General features: G+C 62.6%; 14 protein-coding genes. 11 read left to right on the top strand and 3 right to left on the bottom strand.

Annotation, left to right across the window (positions count from 1 at the left end; genetic code table 11):
• Positions 1-2: 2 nt before the first annotated feature.
• Entirely contained in the window at positions 3-1340 is a 1338-nt protein-coding gene (locus LX81_RS01510; protein WP_111535509.1) for a sigma-54-dependent transcriptional regulator, read from the bottom strand.
• Entirely contained in the window at positions 1337-3199 is a 1863-nt protein-coding gene (locus LX81_RS01505) for a sensor histidine kinase (protein WP_111535508.1), read from the bottom strand. Before LX81_RS01505 ends, LX81_RS01510 begins: the two co-directional genes overlap by 4 nt.
• Positions 3200-3452: 253 nt before the next feature.
• Here LX81_RS01505 and LX81_RS01500 point away from each other — a divergent pair, with 253 nt between their 5' ends.
• Positions 3453-4235, top strand: coding sequence for an SGNH/GDSL hydrolase family protein (locus LX81_RS01500; RefSeq protein WP_111535507.1), 783 nt, complete (start codon positions 3453-3455; stop codon positions 4233-4235).
• Between the two features lie 189 nt (positions 4236-4424).
• On the top strand, positions 4425-6500 hold the full coding sequence (locus LX81_RS01495; protein ID WP_170133817.1) for a PhoX family protein: 2076 nt from the start codon (positions 4425-4427) through the stop codon (positions 6498-6500).
• A gap of 88 nt (positions 6501-6588) precedes the next feature.
• Here LX81_RS01495 and LX81_RS01490 read toward each other — a convergent pair whose 3' ends face one another.
• Positions 6589-7512, bottom strand: a complete 924-nt coding sequence (locus LX81_RS01490; protein ID WP_111535506.1) for a dihydrodipicolinate synthase family protein — start codon at positions 7510-7512, stop codon at positions 6589-6591.
• A 427-nt stretch (positions 7513-7939) separates the two neighbouring features.
• On the opposite strand from LX81_RS01490, the gene LX81_RS01485 reads away from it, so the two are divergent.
• The 9 genes from LX81_RS01485 (at position 7940) to LX81_RS01455 (ending at position 15981) form a co-directional block, all read left to right on the top strand.
• Complete coding sequence (locus LX81_RS01485) at positions 7940-8899, top strand: TRAP transporter substrate-binding protein (RefSeq protein ID WP_111535505.1); 960 nt, start codon at positions 7940-7942, stop codon at positions 8897-8899.
• Positions 8900-8963: 64 nt separating this feature from the next.
• The gene (locus LX81_RS01480) at positions 8964-9473 is read left to right on the top strand and encodes a TRAP transporter small permease (protein ID WP_111535504.1); all 510 of its coding nucleotides are present in this window, start codon (positions 8964-8966) and stop codon (positions 9471-9473) included.
• A gap of 2 nt (positions 9474-9475) precedes the next feature.
• The gene (locus LX81_RS01475) at positions 9476-10774 is read left to right on the top strand and encodes a TRAP transporter large permease (RefSeq protein WP_111535503.1); all 1299 of its coding nucleotides are present in this window, start codon (positions 9476-9478) and stop codon (positions 10772-10774) included.
• A 102-nt stretch (positions 10775-10876) separates the two neighbouring features.
• Positions 10877-11017, top strand: coding sequence for a hypothetical protein (locus LX81_RS22070; RefSeq protein ID WP_170133816.1), 141 nt, complete (start codon positions 10877-10879; stop codon positions 11015-11017).
• Between the two features lie 199 nt (positions 11018-11216).
• Entirely contained in the window at positions 11217-12410 is a 1194-nt protein-coding gene (locus tag LX81_RS01470) for a tyrosine-type recombinase/integrase (RefSeq protein ID WP_111535502.1), read from the top strand.
• Between the two features lie 709 nt (positions 12411-13119).
• On the top strand, positions 13120-13860 hold the full coding sequence (locus tag LX81_RS21810) for a hypothetical protein (protein ID WP_146259376.1): 741 nt from the start codon (positions 13120-13122) through the stop codon (positions 13858-13860).
• Positions 13861-14101: 241 nt separating this feature from the next.
• Positions 14102-14425 (top strand): hypothetical protein, encoded by a 324-nt coding sequence (locus LX81_RS22465; RefSeq protein WP_111535500.1) that lies wholly within the window; start codon positions 14102-14104, stop codon positions 14423-14425.
• A complete protein-coding gene (locus tag LX81_RS22460; protein ID WP_211322681.1) occupies positions 14406-15017 on the top strand; it encodes a hypothetical protein in 612 nt (203 codons plus the stop codon). The genes LX81_RS22465 and LX81_RS22460 overlap by 20 nt, the downstream gene beginning before the upstream one ends.
• A 397-nt stretch (positions 15018-15414) precedes the next feature.
• Positions 15415-15981 carry a VPLPA-CTERM sorting domain-containing protein gene (locus tag LX81_RS01455; RefSeq protein ID WP_111535499.1) on the top strand — a complete coding sequence of 189 codons (567 nt, stop codon included), beginning with the start codon at positions 15415-15417 and terminating at the stop codon, positions 15979-15981.
• The last annotated feature ends 40 nt before the right edge of the window (positions 15982-16021 follow it).

Genomic DNA, 16021 nt, shown 5'->3' with positions numbered 1-16021 from the left:
CGTCATTCGGTCGGACCGGCAAAATCCTCGCGCCGCAGACCGTGTTTCTGCAGCTTCTCGTATAGCGTCTTGCGGCCTATCCCGAGCCGCTCGTAAGTCGCCTTGAGATTGCCGCCGTGAATGGCGAGCGTACTCGCGATGATGTCGCGCTCGACCCGGTCGAGCCGCGCGGCCAGCGTCTCCACCTCTCCCGTCGCCCGCGCACCGCCGTCGAGGCCCAGCACGAAAAGTTCGGCCGCATTGCGCAACTCGCGCAGATTGCCGGGCCAGTCGCGGCTCGACATTCGCAGCAGGAGATCGGGCGATATTTCCGGTACGTCCCGCTCCAGCCGCTCGGCCGCCTCGCCCACGAAAGCCGTGAAAAGGTAGGGAATGTCGCTGCGCCTCTCGGTCAGGTCGGGCACGTGCAATGTCACCGGATTGAGGCGGTAGAGCAGATCGTCGCGGAACCGACCGTCGGCCGCCTGCTCCTCCAGGGAAATGCGGCTCGACGTGATGAATCGCGCGTCGAGCGGCACCGCCTCGCTCGCCCCGATCGGCGTCACCGCCCGTTCCTCGAGCACGCGAAGGAGCTTTGCCTGCGTGGAGAGCGGAGCGGAGCTGATCTCGTCGAGGAGGATCGTGCCTCCCCTGCCATGCTCGAGACGGCCGATCCGCGCCCGGCTCGCACCCGGAAAGGCGTTGCTGACGAAACCGAAGAGTTCCGTCTCCACCTGATCGAGGGGGAGGGCCGCGAGATTGATCGCGACGAAAGGCCGGTGGGAGGCGTCGGAGAGCGCATGGATCGCGCGGGCCACTCGCTCCTTCCCGGTCCCGGTGGCCCCGACGATCAGCACGTCGAGATGGCTCGCGGCGATCGTCCGGATCTTCTGGCGCAACGCCTCGATCTCCGGCGTCCGGCCGAGCACCATGCCCTCGAGCGGCCCCGCGTCCGTCGCGCCGCGACGCAATGCGCGCAGTTCCAGCGTCATGCGACGCTTGTCGAGCGCACGCTCCACCGCGCCGATCAGTCGATCCTGCGCAAAGGGCTTCTCGATGAAATCGTAGGCCCCCCGCCCAAGCGCCTCGACGGCAAGGGCGACCTCCCCGTGCCCCGTGATCAGCAGGATGGGCAGGTCGGCATCGCGGCCCAGCGCCGCGTCGAGGAACGCCATGCCGTCCATCCCGGGCATCCGCATGTCGCACACGACGATCCCCGCGAAATCCGGCCCGATCCGCTCGAGCGCGGCCTCTGCCCGCGCGAAGCCCGTCGCCTCGAATCCACGCATCTCGAGCGTCTGGACGACGGAAATCCGCACGTCCTCGTCGTCGTCCACGAGGAAGACCTGACCGCCGCTCATTCGGCCGCCAGCCGCTCGGCGGGCACGGAGCGGAGCAGGACCACCATCCGCGTTCCGCCGCCGGGGCGAGGCTCCGCGCGCATCGTGCCGCCGAAATCCCTCACGATATTAAAGCAGATCGACAGCCCGAGGCCCAATCCCCGGCCGACCTCCTTCGTCGTGAAGAACGGGTCGAAGATCTTGGGCAGCGTCTCGTCCGCGATCCCGGTACCGTCGTCGCAGACCGATATTTCGACATCCGCGCCGTGTCGCGCCACGTCGATCTCAATTTCTGGCGTCGCATCGGGCCGGGCCGCATCGATCGCGTTTGTGATAAGGTTCATCAGCACGTGCTGGAGACGGACGGCACCGCCGAGCACGACGACGTCCTCGGTTCCCGTCACGCAGACGCGCGCTCCCGACCGTCCGATCCGTGCCGCGAGAAGACCCAGCGCCTCCTCCACGATCGGAGCGAGCGCCGTGGGCGTCACGTCGTCGCCGGAACGCCGCGCGAACCGCGTCAGGTGCTTGGACAGCTGCGCCACCCTTTCCGTCAGCCGCAGGACCCGCGCGAGATTCTCCGCCGCGCGGTCGCCGCGGCCCGCCTCGTAGAAGGCGGCGGCGTTCTCCGTGTAGGTGCGGATCGCCGTCAGCGGTTGGTTGAACTCGTGGCTCAGCGCCGCTGACATCTGACCCAGCGCCGCGAGCTTTCCGGCCTGCACGAGTTCGTTCTGCGTCCGGCGCAACGTCTCCTCCGCCGTGCGGCGTTCGACGACCTCGGCCTCGAGCCGGACATTCGCCGTGGAGAGTTCGCGGGTCCGCCGCTCGACCCGCCGGGCAAGCTTCGCACGGTCGCGTTCGCGGTCTGCGAGCCGGTCGATCAGCCTCTGCCGCCGCTGCAGGGCCAGCATGACGAGAGCTATGACCGCAACGGCGCTCGCCGCGATGGCCGCTCCCACGGACCAGAGCCGGCCACGGAAGGCGCCGAGATCGTAGAGGAGCTGCAACCGCCAATCGTCGATCTCCAATTCCCGCGACAGGCTCAGATGCGTACCCATCATGTCGGGATCGGCGGCCATCGGCGCATGGGAGAGCACGTAACCGTCCGCCCAACGCCCCGCCACCTCGAGAGGCGCCGGGCCGATCTCGGCGAGATCGTAGCGCCGGGTCCGGTCGATCACCTGCTGCTCTTGGGCGTCTACGGGCCCCGTCGCCGTCATCCGCAGGACCGGATTACCCGAAATGATGGCGACCCCCGCCGTGTCGGTGACGAAAATCGAATGAGGCGCGTAATCGAGTGCCTCTTCGAGGCCCAAGATCGGGATCTTGAGAACCACGACCCCGAGGATCCGCCCGTCGCGCACCACGGGCGCGGAGAGAAAGTAGCCGCGCAGCCCCGAAACCGTCCCGAGCCCGAAGAAGCCCGTCTCCCGGCCGGAGATCGCTTCGGCGAAGTATGGCCGGAACGCGTAGTTCTGGCCGACAAAGCTCTGGTTCTTCTGCCAGTTGGACGCGGCGACGGCGGTCCCGGCGCGGTTCAGGATATAGGTGTCGAGCGTGTTCGCGACGTCGTTCCAGGCGGCGAGTTCCCGGCTCACCGGATCGAGCGTGCCCGGCTGCGGATCACCGGCGAGCGCGTCGATGATGCGGGGGTCGCGCGCGTAGAGGGCGGGAAGCGCACGGTACCGGTCAAACCAGTTGTCGAGCGTGACCCGCGCCCGGTCGAGCATCGCCTCGGCCTCGTCGGCAACATTGTCGCGCGCGTGCTGCGCAAAGCTGAAAAAGGCGAGCGTCGCGACCGCAAGGACGACCGGCAACACGAACGTCACCGGATAGCGCCTGCCGATGGCAGCCAACCTCCCCATGCCACTGCCGATCATGCCCCTCCCCGCGCCGTCTGCCCTACCTGATACCTTTTACCGCGCTAGAACGGCAGAGGATCGCGCCAAGGTACACGGGCCCATCCCGGTCCAGCAAGCGCGATGCGGCACGATCGGGCCCGCGCCCTCGTGCCATGGCCGCCGGCATCGTCACCGACCGTTCTACCTCAGCGGGTCCTTCCCTCGCGCGGATCGATGTGCCGTAGTGGCTTTTGCGGCCACGGGCCGCATTGTCGATTGGGAGGAAACATCGATGCGCACGACCTTCATGCTGGCCGCCATGATGGCCCTGGCCACGCCGGGCCTGGCCCAGGACGCTCCGGCCCCCGATAAGACGACGCTGTCGGAGGAAACACCCGAGCGGATCCTCTTCGTCGGAAACAGTTATCTCTATTATGGGGACTCCGTTCACAACCACGTCGTCCGCCTGGCCCGCGAAGCCTATCCGGATGGCGATTTCAGCTACAAGTCCGCGACGATCTCGGGGGCCTATCTCGATCAGCACGACCTCTCGGTCCTTCTCGAGCCCGGGCACCTGGGGATCGACGAACCGTTCGACGTCGTGATCCTGCAAGGCCATAGCACCGCGGCCACGACCGAGGAGAAGCGCGAGCGCTTCGCCACCGCTGTCGAGGAGGATGCCGGGCAGATCGAGGAGCATGGCGCCGAGGTCGCGCTCTACATGACGCCCGCCTATACCGAGGCCAACGATTCGTACGATCCCGAGATGTTCTCGATGATCGACCGGACCTATACGGAGACGGGCAACGAGGTGGGTGCCCTCGTCATCCCCGTGGGCCTCGCCTTCGAGCTCGCCTACGAGGCGCGGCCGGAGATCGAGCTGCACAAATCCTTCGACGGCAGCCACCCGACGCTCCTGGGAACCTATCTCGCCTCGGCCACGGTCTATGCGGCGCTCTACGACAAGTCGGTCGTTGGCAATGCCTACGATTACTACGGCGCGATCCCGTCCGAGGACGTCGCGTTCCTTCAGGAGATCGCGGAAGAGGCCGTCTCGACCTATACCGGGCGCTGAACGATACGTGTCGCACGCGGATAGAAAGCGCGGCATTCCGGTCGAACAGTGACATTTTCCTCGGCGACCTTTTCGCGAGGGAAAACCACGTCGGTCATCACCGGCCTGTTACAAACCGCTCCTAGAACCCGGCGAAGGTTGCGCGCCCGGAGGCCGCGACCTTCTGCCGTGATCGAGGAAAAGCCAGACATGACCGAACATTCACGTCGATTCTTTCAGACCAGCCAACTCGAAGCCGCCGATGGACCCGGAACGAATCCGTCGAGCAACCGGACGATGGGAGAGATCATCGCCGCCCGTTTCACCCGCCGGGGATTTCTGAAAGGGTCGATGGCGGCGACGGCGATCAGCGCGACGGTCAGCCCCGCGGCGCTGATGTCGGCCCGGCCCGCCCAGGCCCAGCAGGGATCGGCCTTCGACTTCTCCGAAGTCGTGGCGGGCGTCGACGAGACGCATCACGTCGCCGAGGGCTACGACGCGGACGTGCTGCTGCGCTGGGGCGATCCGATCTTCGCCGACGCGCCGGACTTCGATCCGACGAACCAGAGCGCGGCCGCGCAGGAACGGCAATTCGGCTACAACAACGATTTCGTGGGATACATCCCGATCGATGGATCGTCGGAGCACGGCATCCTCGTCGTCAATCACGAATACACCAATGAACACCTGATGTTCCCCGGCATCGTGACGATCCGCAACGCCCAGACCCCGCCGGCCGTCGCACCCGACGAGGAGACCGCGGAGGCTGGCGAGCAGACGTCCACCGAGGCCGAGCTCACCCCCGCCGAACCGGTCGAGCCCGAGGTCGTGGTCGCACCCGCCGACCAATGGCGCGCGGACGTGGAGATGGCCGCGCATGGCGGCACGATCATCGAGATCCGCCGCGACAACGGAGCGTGGACGCCGGTACTCGACGGCGCGCGCAATCGGCGCATCACCGCGAAGACGCCGATGGAAGTGACGGGCCCCGTCGCGGGCCATGCCCGCCTGCAGACCTCCGCCGATCCGACCGGCCGCGAGGTTTTGGGGACAATCAACAATTGCGCTGGCGGCGTAACGCCCTGGGGCACCTACATCATGGCCGAGGAGAACTTCCACGGCTACTTCATCGGGACCCTCCCCGAAGGCCATCCCGAGACCGCCAATTACGAGCGCTACGGCGTGCCGGGCGAGAGCTACGAGTGGGGCCGGTTCCACGATCGCTTCGACCTCTCTGCCGAGCCCAACGAGCCGAACCGCTTCGGCTGGGTGGTCGAGGTCGATGTCGAGGATCCGCAATCGACGCCGAAAAAGCGCACCGCGCTCGGCCGCTTCAAGCATGAAGGGGCGGAAAGCATCGTCGCGCCGGGCGGTCAGGTCGTCTTCTATCTCGGCGACGACGAACGGTTCGACTATGTCTACAAGTTCGTCACCGCGGGCACCTACAACCCCGACGATCGCGCCGCCAACATGGACCTCCTCGACGACGGCACGCTCTACGTCGCGCGCTTCGAGGAGGACGGGACGGTCGCATGGCTGCCGCTCACCCACGGCGAAGGTCCGCTGACGGCAGAGAACGGGTTCGAGAGCCAGGCCGACGTGCTGATCGAGACGCGCCACGCGGCCGATCTTCTCGAGGCCACCCCCATGGATCGGCCCGAGGATATCGAGCCCAACGGCGCCAATGGACGCGTCTACGTCATGCTGACGAACAACACGCGGCGGGAAGAGGCCAACGATGCCAATCCCCGCATCGACAACGCCTTCGGCCACATCGTCGAGATCGCCGAGGAGGGCGGCGATTTCGCCGCCACGTCCGGGACCTGGGAAATTCTCGTGCAATGCGGCGATCCGTCCATCGCCGAAGTGGGGGCGACCTTCTCGACCGCGACGACCGAGAACGGCTGGTTCGGCATGCCCGACAATTGCGCCGTGGACAGTGATGGGCGGCTCTGGATCTCCACCGACGGGAACTCGCCCGCGGCGACGGGGCGGACCGACGGTCTCTGGGCGATGGATACGGAAGGCGAAGCCCGCGGGACCTCGCGGCTCTTCTACCGGGTACCGATCGGGGCCGAGATGTGCGGTCCCTGCCCCACGCCCGACCTCGCCACCTTCTTCGTCGCCGTGCAGCATCCGGGCGATGGCGGCGAGGATTGGGAGCCGTTCGGCCGCCCGAGCTATTACGAGGATCTCTCCACCCGCTGGCCGGATTTCCGCGATGACATGCCGGTCCGCCCGGCCGTCGTCGCGATCACCAAGCAGGGCGGCGGTCGCATCGGCTGATCGCTACGGAGAAACGGCCGAGGCGAGGCGGCGATCTAAATTCGCGGCCTCGCCTCTCTTCGCAATGTTGCGATGTGACGCGGTCGGCCTATTCGCCGATCGCGCTTTTCGCTTTTCCCTCTAGCTCGTCGATCTCCGCCATCGCCGCGCGGATCCGCGGCTCCTCTTCGGTCGGCAACGGCAGGATCGGGCGGGGCGGTTCGGCCTTCGTCAGGTCCAGCATCCGCGCCATGGCATAGACCACGCGAAGGCTGCCATGCTGGCGGAAGAGATCCCATGTCGAACCGAGCCGGGCATCGATCTCGTGGACCGTCGCGGCATCTCCGTCTCTCGCGGCCGCGACGATCCTCATGGACGTGCGCGGGAAAAGACCGCCGAGAACACTGAACCAGGCATCCGCCCCCTCAAGGAGCGCCTCGGCGCAGCCCCAATCGCCGCTATAGCCGATCGCGAAACCGTCGGGCACGCGCCCGCGCAGCTCCACGATTTCGTCCGCGATGGTCCGACCCGCGGGCAGCGGCATCTTAATTGCAACGATTTCGTCGAGCGCCGCAAGACGGGCGATCAGCTCCGTCGTGAAGATGAAATGCGTTGTCGATGGATTGTTGTAGAGGCAGAGCGGCAACCCCCCGGCCTCCGCAACGGCCCGGACATGGACGAAGACCTCATCCTCGGTCAGGGGCGTGTAGGATACCGGCGCGAGGAGCAGGCCGTCCGCACCGGCCGCGCGCGCATCTTGCGCGAGCGCCATCGCTGCATCGGTGCGCAGCGCTCCCACCCCCACGACGAGCGGCACCCGTCCGGCGAGGTGTCCGGCCGCCGCCTCGACCGCGCGGCGCCGCTCGGCGCGATCGAGATAGGCATAGCCCCCCGTGCTGCCCAGCAGTCCCACCGAATGGACCTCGGCCGCGACGAGCCGGTCGAGGATCCGGCGAAGACTGTCGGTATCGACGCGGCCATCCATATCGGTGGGCGTAAGCGGGAAGGCCGAAAGTCCATGGAAAAGGGGCATTTCCGTTTCTCCTGGGGCAGAAGGATCGCGGCGGGCGTCCGGACGGCATAGGGCGCAACGATTGACACCGCAACGCGCCGCAGGGGGCGAACGTGCGCAGGAGCCTCACTTGCACGACCGCGATTGCAAAGTCGGATCCGCCGGTCGCGTTCCCGAAGACCATCTGCAACCATGTCGGAAAAAGAAGCACGGGACAGGGACCGCTCGCTGGACCGGAGATGCAAGTCGACCGCGACCTCGCGTTTTTCCTAGCGGTAGAGAAAGCGTTTTCCTGCCCGCCTCGGAGAATAAATCACGGGCATTCCACCCGAAGAAAGGGCGACCGCGGCCCGATGGGTCTTGACCCCAGACGACATTCCGCAGGAGCGTCGGGGGGATGTGGTTCCCTCGGATTGACGGACACCACCGAGTGAAAGGAAGAGACTGTATGCGACAGATCGCGATGACGGCAGCCTGCCTGACGGTGTTGGCAAGCGCTGCGGGCGCGCAGAACTGGCAATTGTCGGCCGATGCGCCGGAGGGCAATTACCTCACCCAGAACCTCATCGAGTTCGCGGACGACGTGTCGGAGGCGACGGATGGCGCGTTCCAGATCGACGTCGTCGGCAACAGCGTCCTTCTCGGCCGTGCCGAGCTCAAGCGCGGCGTGCAGCGCGGGATCGTTCCGATCGGGGAGGTCCTGATCTCTGCTCTCGCGAACGAAAACGCCCTCTATGCCGCCGATGCCGTGCCGCTCCTGGCGACCACGTTCGAGGAAGCCCGCACGCTCTGGGACGCGACCCGACCGATCTACGAGGAGATGCTTGCCGAGGAGGGCCTCATGCTGCTCTTCGCGGTGCCGTGGCCGCCGCAGGGCATCTACATGGAGAACGAGGTCATGGACGCGTCGGCCTTCGACGGGATCAGCTTCCGCGCCTACAGCCCGGCCACGTCGCGCTTCGCGGAACTCCTCGGTGCGGTACCCACGAACGTCGCGGCGCCCGAAGTCGCGCAGGCCTTCTCGACCGGCGTGATCGACGGCATGCTGACCTCGCCTGCGACGGGCGTGGACAGCCAGGCCTGGGATTACGTGGACTACTACTACGACGTCCGTGCCTTTATCCCGAAGAACATGGTGATCGTGAACCAGGGTGCCTTCGACGGTCTCGACGAAGCGGCGCAGACAGCTTTGACGGAGGCCGCCGCGACCGCGCAGGAACGCGGCTGGCAGATGGCGCAGGACCAGACGCAGGCCTATACCGACGAGCTTGCCGAGAACGGCATGACGGTCTCGGAAACGCCCCCGGGTATCGAGGACATGCTGCAGAGCATCGCCGACACGATGCGTTCCGAATGGCTGGAAGATACCGGAGAAGAAGGTCAGCAGGTCGTCGACGCGCTGAACTGAGTTCCCCGCAATCCCGCGCGACGAACCATCCGTCGCGCGGCCCGTTCATCCGCCAAGGATCCATATGCCCTTTTCCCGTCTCGTGTTTCGCGTCTGCGGCTGGCTGGCCGGCGCGGCGCTCTTCATGATCGCGGCGCTGATCCTCGCGCAGATCGCCCTCCGCCTCGTTGGGCGGCAGATCCCGTCGGCCGACGATTTCGCCGCCTGGTCGCTCAGCGCGTCGATCTTCCTCGCTTTGCCGATGGCGCTGACCCACGGCGATCACATCCAGGTCACGTCCCTGCGGCAGCTCCTGCCGCCGCGCATCGACCGCGCCGCCGATCTCGTCGCTTCCGCGCTGGCGCTCGGCATCATGGGATGGGGCGCATGGACGATCATTGGCTACGTGATGGAGAGCTACACCTACGGTGACGTGAGCCAGGGCATCGTCGCCACGCCCCTTTGGATCCCGCAATCGGCCATGGCGATCGGCGCGACGCTCTTCGCGCTCGCCTTCGCCGAGCGCCTGGTGCGGCTTTTCCTCGGGCTGCCCGTCGAAGTCGGACACGAGGCCGACGGGCCGGAGGGGCTCTGAACATGGATATCCTGCTGCAATCGCTGACGCTCGCGGGCGTCCTCCTCGTCCTTCTCGCACTCGGCGTCTGGGTGGGCGTGGCGCTCATCGCAACGGGCCTCGTCATCATCGCGGTGTTCACGTCGAGCCCGGCGGACGCCGTCTTTCCCACGACGATGTGGAGCGACAGCGCGAGCTGGACGCTGACCGCGCTGCCGCTCTTCATCTGGATGGGGGAGATCCTCTATCGCACGCGACTGGCCGAAGACCTCTTCAACGGTCTCTCGCCTTGGCTCGGGCGCCTGCCAGGCGGCCTCGTCCACGTCAACGTGCTCGCCTGCGGGGTCTTTGCGGCGGTTTCCGGGTCCTCCGCGGCCACTACCGCCACGATCGGGCGCATCTCGCTACCCGAGCTCAAGGCGCGGAACTACGACGAGCGCATCTCCATCGGCTCGCTCGGCGGTTCCGGAACGCTGGGCCTCCTCATCCCCCCCTCAATCGTGATGATCGTCTACGGCGTGGCGGCACAGGTCTCGATCAACCGTCTCTTCATCGCGGGCATCCTTCCCGGGCTGCTCCTGATGGTGCTGTTCTCGACCTACATCGCCATCGCCTCGAGCCTCGACAGAACGGCCAATCCGATGGTGGAGGCGGAACTTGGCCTTGCCGAGAAATTGCGCCGCATGCGTCTCCTCATCCCGGTCATCGGCCTGATCGTCGCGGTCGTGGGGTCGATCTACGCGGGCATCGCCACCGCGACGGAAGCCGCAGCCGTCGGCGTCGCGGGCTCCCTCGCCATCGCGGCGATCGGCCGCTCGCTCACATGGGAAAGCTTCAGCGCCGCCCTTCTCGGCGCCACGCGGACCTCCGCGATGATCGGCTTCCTGATCCTCGGGGCGGCGTTCCTGACCGCGGCCATGAGCTTTTCGGGACTGCCGCGCGGGCTTGCGGGCATCATCAGCGAGAGCGGCCTCTCGGCGAACGGGCTGATCGCGGTGCTGACCGTCTTCTTCATCGTCCTGGGCTTCTTTCTCGACGGGATCTCGATCGTCGTGCTGACCACCTCCGTCATCATGCCGGCGATCGCCGCGGTCGGGATCGATCCGATCTGGTTCGGCATCTATCTCATCATCGTGGTGGAAATGGCCCAGATCACGCCGCCCCTGGGGTTCAACCTCTTTGTCATCCAGGGCCTGACGGGGCGCGGCATCTTCGAGATCACGCGCATGGTGATCCCGTTCTTCCTGCTCCTGCTCCTCGCGGTGGTCCTGCTCACCCTCTTCCCCGGCCTCGCGACCTGGCTCGTGGTCCAGACGCGCTGACGGGACGATCGCGGTAAGCCTTTGTCAGCGCGAGGTCCGGACCGGTCTTAAGCGGATCGAAATCCTCACTATCTATGCTATCGGCAATCAGGGGATGCATGAATGATCCACGACACGATCGACCGAACCGCCGAGTTCATCCTGACCTTCACCGGGGTCTCGATCCTGGTGAGCTTCGCCACCGTCGCGCTGGCTGGCGCCGCCGCCGGCGCGGTCATCCTCGCGCGCTGGCGCCGGAAATAGCGTCGCCCGATCGCCAGGCGGATTTCACGCGATGGTGGAATGGTGCCCGAGGAGGACATCACACCCGCGTAGGCTAAGGTTGCGCCGCGCGTCAGATACCCCAACAAATACTGGACGATTCGAGTGCTGCCTGTCGCTCGATGTTGCACCAGGAAGCACCGCAGCGCGACGCTTCTTGGGGGACTGGCTGGGGGACTGAGTGCGCAAACTAACCGCGATCGCCGTAAAGAACGCGCCGGCTGGAAAGCTGTTCGACGGCGGCGGCTTGGCCCTCGTGAAAAAGGGCGCGACCGGCAAATGGGTGTTCCGCTATTCCCACATTGGCAGACGTCGAGAAATGGGCCTCGGGCCTTGGCCAATCGTGACGCTCGCGGCGGCGCGCAAGAGGCGCGACGAGTGGGCGGCGGTCCTCGCGGATGGCCGTGACCCTTTGAGCGAGCGGGATGCGCGTAGAGCGGCTGAGAAGGCCGCTGCAGCGCGGTTCGATCCCAAGCTATCTGACGCCGTGACGCGAACGCTTGGGCGTATTGGCCACAAGCTGCGAGACGGCGGCGGCCGTGGCCGGTGGACTAGCCCTCTCGACACCCATGTCCTCCCGCGCTTGGGGCGCCGGCCAATCTCGATCATCGCAGCGTCCGATCTCGTCGACGTCCTGCGGCCGATCTGGACCAACAAGCCGAGCGTCGCCACGAAGGCGATTAATCGGCTGCGGATTATCTTTCGGGAGATGCGGGCCGAAGGCGCGCTCTGTGACCCGGCGACCGCAGACACTGCGAAGGATATGCTGGGTCCGCTGATTTACGTGGCCAAACCAACACCCGCGACGCCTTGGCAAGAAATCCCCGCACTGTTCCGCGCCTTGTCGGAGCCGAACGTCTCGGACGATTGTCTGCGATGGATGATCCTGACTGTGGTGCGCCTGAATGGCTGTTCGGGGGCTCGGTTGTCTGAGATCGATGGAACGGTCTGGACCGTACCGCAGGACCGCATGAAAGGCGGCGTGGATCACGTCACGGATTTCCGCGTGCCGCTTTCCAGGCCGTGCCTCGACATGGTCCAAGAGGCCGGGCGCTTCCCCAGCGATCTGATGTTCGCCAGCTCGACGGGACGAGCGATCAGTTCCGCGGCCCTCGAGAAACGATTGCGGACCTTGGGTGAAGACGGGCGGCCACACGGTTTTCGGACCAGCTTCCGGACTTGGGTGCAGGATACGAACGCCTGCGATTACGAGGTCTCCGAAACGATCATGGCGCATAAGGTCGATCAGAAGGTGCAACGATCCTATGCTCGCTCGGACCTCCTCGAACGGCGCACACCCGTCATGCAGGCGTGGGCGGATTTTGTGACAGGAGCGGCTGCCATGCGAGCAGACATCGTTGACCGTAGTCGTTAATAATTGATCGAGAGCCGTCCTTCGAACCTGACGCCACGAATGACCAATGCAGCGAAAATCCGGTGATAGCACCAAAACTGCGGCCAACCGGGTTCTACCTCAGAGCGGCCGGTAGCGCGCGTGAACAGCATCGTCGAGACAGGTGGGGATAGAGTTTGCAGTATACCTAGAAGACCTCAAGCAAGAAAACCGCAAGGCCACCAGCGCAACCACCATCCGAAGCGGAACAAGTCGTGTCCCCATCCATCAAATCAGCAGTAAACGACGCCCGGAAAGTTAGCGGTGCACCTGACACGTTGGTCTGGTTATGCCGTAGCGGGCAAATACGGCCTATTCATCGCGCTCGTCTAACTTGCCAAAACAGCGCATCGAATCAACTACAGTTAGCATTTCGTTCCTAGGCCGTACACGATGATAACCTCTTATAAATCTGTTCCGCCTCAAAATTCTCGTCTCTCACCTCGTACACCATCAGTTCAATCTTCCCGATTCGATCGTACTGGGCATGCCGCCTGACCAGTAAGGACCACTAGGGCAATGCCTTCGCGATTTAACACTAGATGTAGCTGCTGCTAGGAGACGAGCAACACATCGTGGGGAAACAACGATGACTCTTCTTTTCACCGCAGTCGATCGTTAGATATAGACAAAACGCACGGTCCGCAGCGCGTGTACGCTTTCGCCGCGAGTCGACCTAAGGGAAGAATTTATGGCTTGGAACGTTCAAGAGCTTCAGATTGCAATATTTGCACCATCTGCAACAGATGTTTCGGCCACCGCATGTTACGAGGCCCTGCTCGGGGAGGAGTGTATCACCTCCCAAACCAATAAATTTGCACGCCCAGATAAGCCATTTTTAGCCCAAGCGAGCGGCCAAATTGGTGAAACGGAAGTTACCGTTCAAACACAAGACGGCCGCCTAGACATTTTTTTTCGAGCTCGCTCAAGTCAAAATTTCCCAACGTTACTTCCTTTCCTGGACGCGGAGACGTTCATGGAAAAAGTGTTGAGCAATTTTGAGTTTCTTTCGAAAGCGACTCCTGATTGCTATAGACAGGCGATCGTTATAAATGATGGAGTCGAATTTAAAAACGAAAGGAAAGCGATTGACGCCTTTTGCGAATACACTGGCCTTGGTATTGACCGCAGTGGCCTAATTGCTACCGACCTTAATCTGCAATTCAACTCCCGCATTAGCCTCGAAAGTGGCGCGCAGATCAATCGGCTTAAAAGGATCGGGGTTGATGTTATGTCGCTTTACCAAGCTCCCCCTCCTTTTTTCTTAGTTGGGCAAACCGACATGCATCAAAAACCGATAAAGCAATCGTTCATACTGAACACGGTCTCTGACTATAATTCGGTGCCGACTGGAGTGATAAGTTCATCACAACAGAGGGTTAGATTTTCGGAGATGTTTGGCATGATGAAAGAGGCTGAAGCTAATGGTTAACATGTCAAAGGCGACCAGCACTTCAAGTGTAGGCAGTTCGCCAAGCCGATCACCGGCAAGCGCGAATTCGTCAGGATTGCCAACAAGATTTGAGATGTGGCATTCCCATTTCGGCCACAGTGAAAGTCAATCGTACGATTTTGATAAGTTTGCGTCTGAATGTGACTGGACTAACCACGGGCGACGGTTCTCGAACAAGTTCTCTAGCGACTTATTCGAAATCTATCGCTCACTTTATTCGATGAGCAAGCTGCCAGAAGACCATGATTACTTTCTCCCTGATGAGATTGCGAAGGGCGCGAGGAACTGCTTGGCTCTAATCGTCCAGAATACTGAAGTTGAGATTCCCAAAATTTTGAATAGGGGAGGCGAGGCTCTTGCATTTACTTGGGAAGTTTCCGGCGGGAAATGCTATCTGAATATCGATGAAGCCGACGTCGACGCGTTTATGATCACCAATGATGGTGATGAATTTGAGGAAAAATATACGGATGGCGAGGCATTCGACGCTAATAAGTTTCTACAAGCTCTAAGTGATAGGTTCAATGCGGACATCCCAAGATAGCGGTGTCTATGGTGAGCATCTCTTTGCGCGCTGCGCGGTGTTCCCGAAGTTCATCTCCAGAGAAACACACACCTTCGATTCAGAGCAACTGTTTGAATTCTCTGAGGTAAAGAGAACGGATGAGAAGGGTCGCAGGAAGGGCACTGGGGTCTACGCGCTTTCGATATGTACTGTTAGCCTTCTGCCAAGTGAGTTTGAGGTGCACCGGTATGGGCAGGGAGTAGCGCAGGTCCAAAACGACGCCTACTTTGAACTCAGAGGAACTGACCCAGATCCGCAATCAACATATCTTGCCCACTATTGCATCGATGGATCTTCAGCTTACCACTTCGAAGCCCAACACCACACTATCAAAATAAGGTGGGTGGAGGAACATGGGGCCAGCTGTCATTTTCAGGTTGAATTGGTTCCACACCCGGACACACCAAAAGAAAAGCGCCGAAACGAACGAACAAGGCTTACGCGCAACTTGATTAGATGTGTTCTTTCCTTAAACCGCCTGCCAGAAGATTTTTACATTGATCGCGAGGAAGAGCTTCAGAGTCATATTTTGGAGCCGGATGAGCTTCGCGCCTCTATACGCATTAGTTAACCAATATGATTATCATCTATAAGTTTATGAATATTCTTTGTAAGAGCTAATGAACTGTATTCTCTGCATGATTAGTTGTCTAAATATGAGCTATGGGCACTTTCATTTTTGCAGGCTGCGCCAACATTGTTCGGAGTTTGGGTCATTCTGCGACGCTGAAAGCGGGTGTTAAGTTTGCGCGCAAAAGGCCACCTCACAGTGCTGCTGAACCGCGATGTGGCCCCATTCCCCATGCCGCAGCGACATTCAATCCAGACCCTATGCATCGACTGATGAGGTAGGCGGCGGGACTTCCGTGCCAAGGTCAGCGTGAATGAAATGTGAAGCCGTCTGACATCTCTTTCCGAATCGTTAACGCTTCGTCACGGTTGGCGGGTCGAGTAATGAGGAGAGCGGTATGCGGATGATGGCGACGGTCGCAGCAGCGGCGATGATGGTGGGTGGAAGTGCGAGCGCGGCGCTGATCGACCTGACGTACACGATCACGGGGGAGGTGACGGAAGCTTATCGCGCCACAATTAGCGGAATCGATCCGCTGGAATACAAGAACGGGACCTACACCGGTCCAGCGGTCGGTGACATTGTAGAACTTTTATTGCCCGTGACAGCGGATAATGAGACCGGGTTCTACGAAAACAACGGGCTTAGCTATGCGCGAGAGCAGTTCGAAGTTGATTTCACAACGGGCTCGCTCTACGCCTACATAATGCCGGATGACGACAGCGCGTATTCCTACACGCTGAACGCAGACGGCACGGGCGAAATCTTCATTCAGACCACAATCCTGCCGGAAGGCGCCAACGGCGACCTGTTCGATTCGATCAAGTACAACGTGCTGTCGTGGTCGGTGGATGGTCTCCCCGACATGGCAGAAGTCGCTCCCGTTCCCCTGCCCGCCTCTTTGCCTCTCTTGGCGCTCGGTATCGCAGGCTTTGGGTGGATGGCGAGACGGCGGCCTGCATAGACAGGTCGTGATGGCGGCGGTCCGGAGATCGCCGCCATCG

Origin of the sequence: Palleronia aestuarii (assembly GCF_003253995.1) — a bacterium.
Taxonomy (GTDB): Bacteria; Pseudomonadota; Alphaproteobacteria; order Rhodobacterales; family Rhodobacteraceae; genus Palleronia; species Palleronia aestuarii.
The sequence above is the reverse complement of the archived record's forward strand: the minus strand, read 5'-3'. Positions and strand labels throughout refer to the sequence as shown.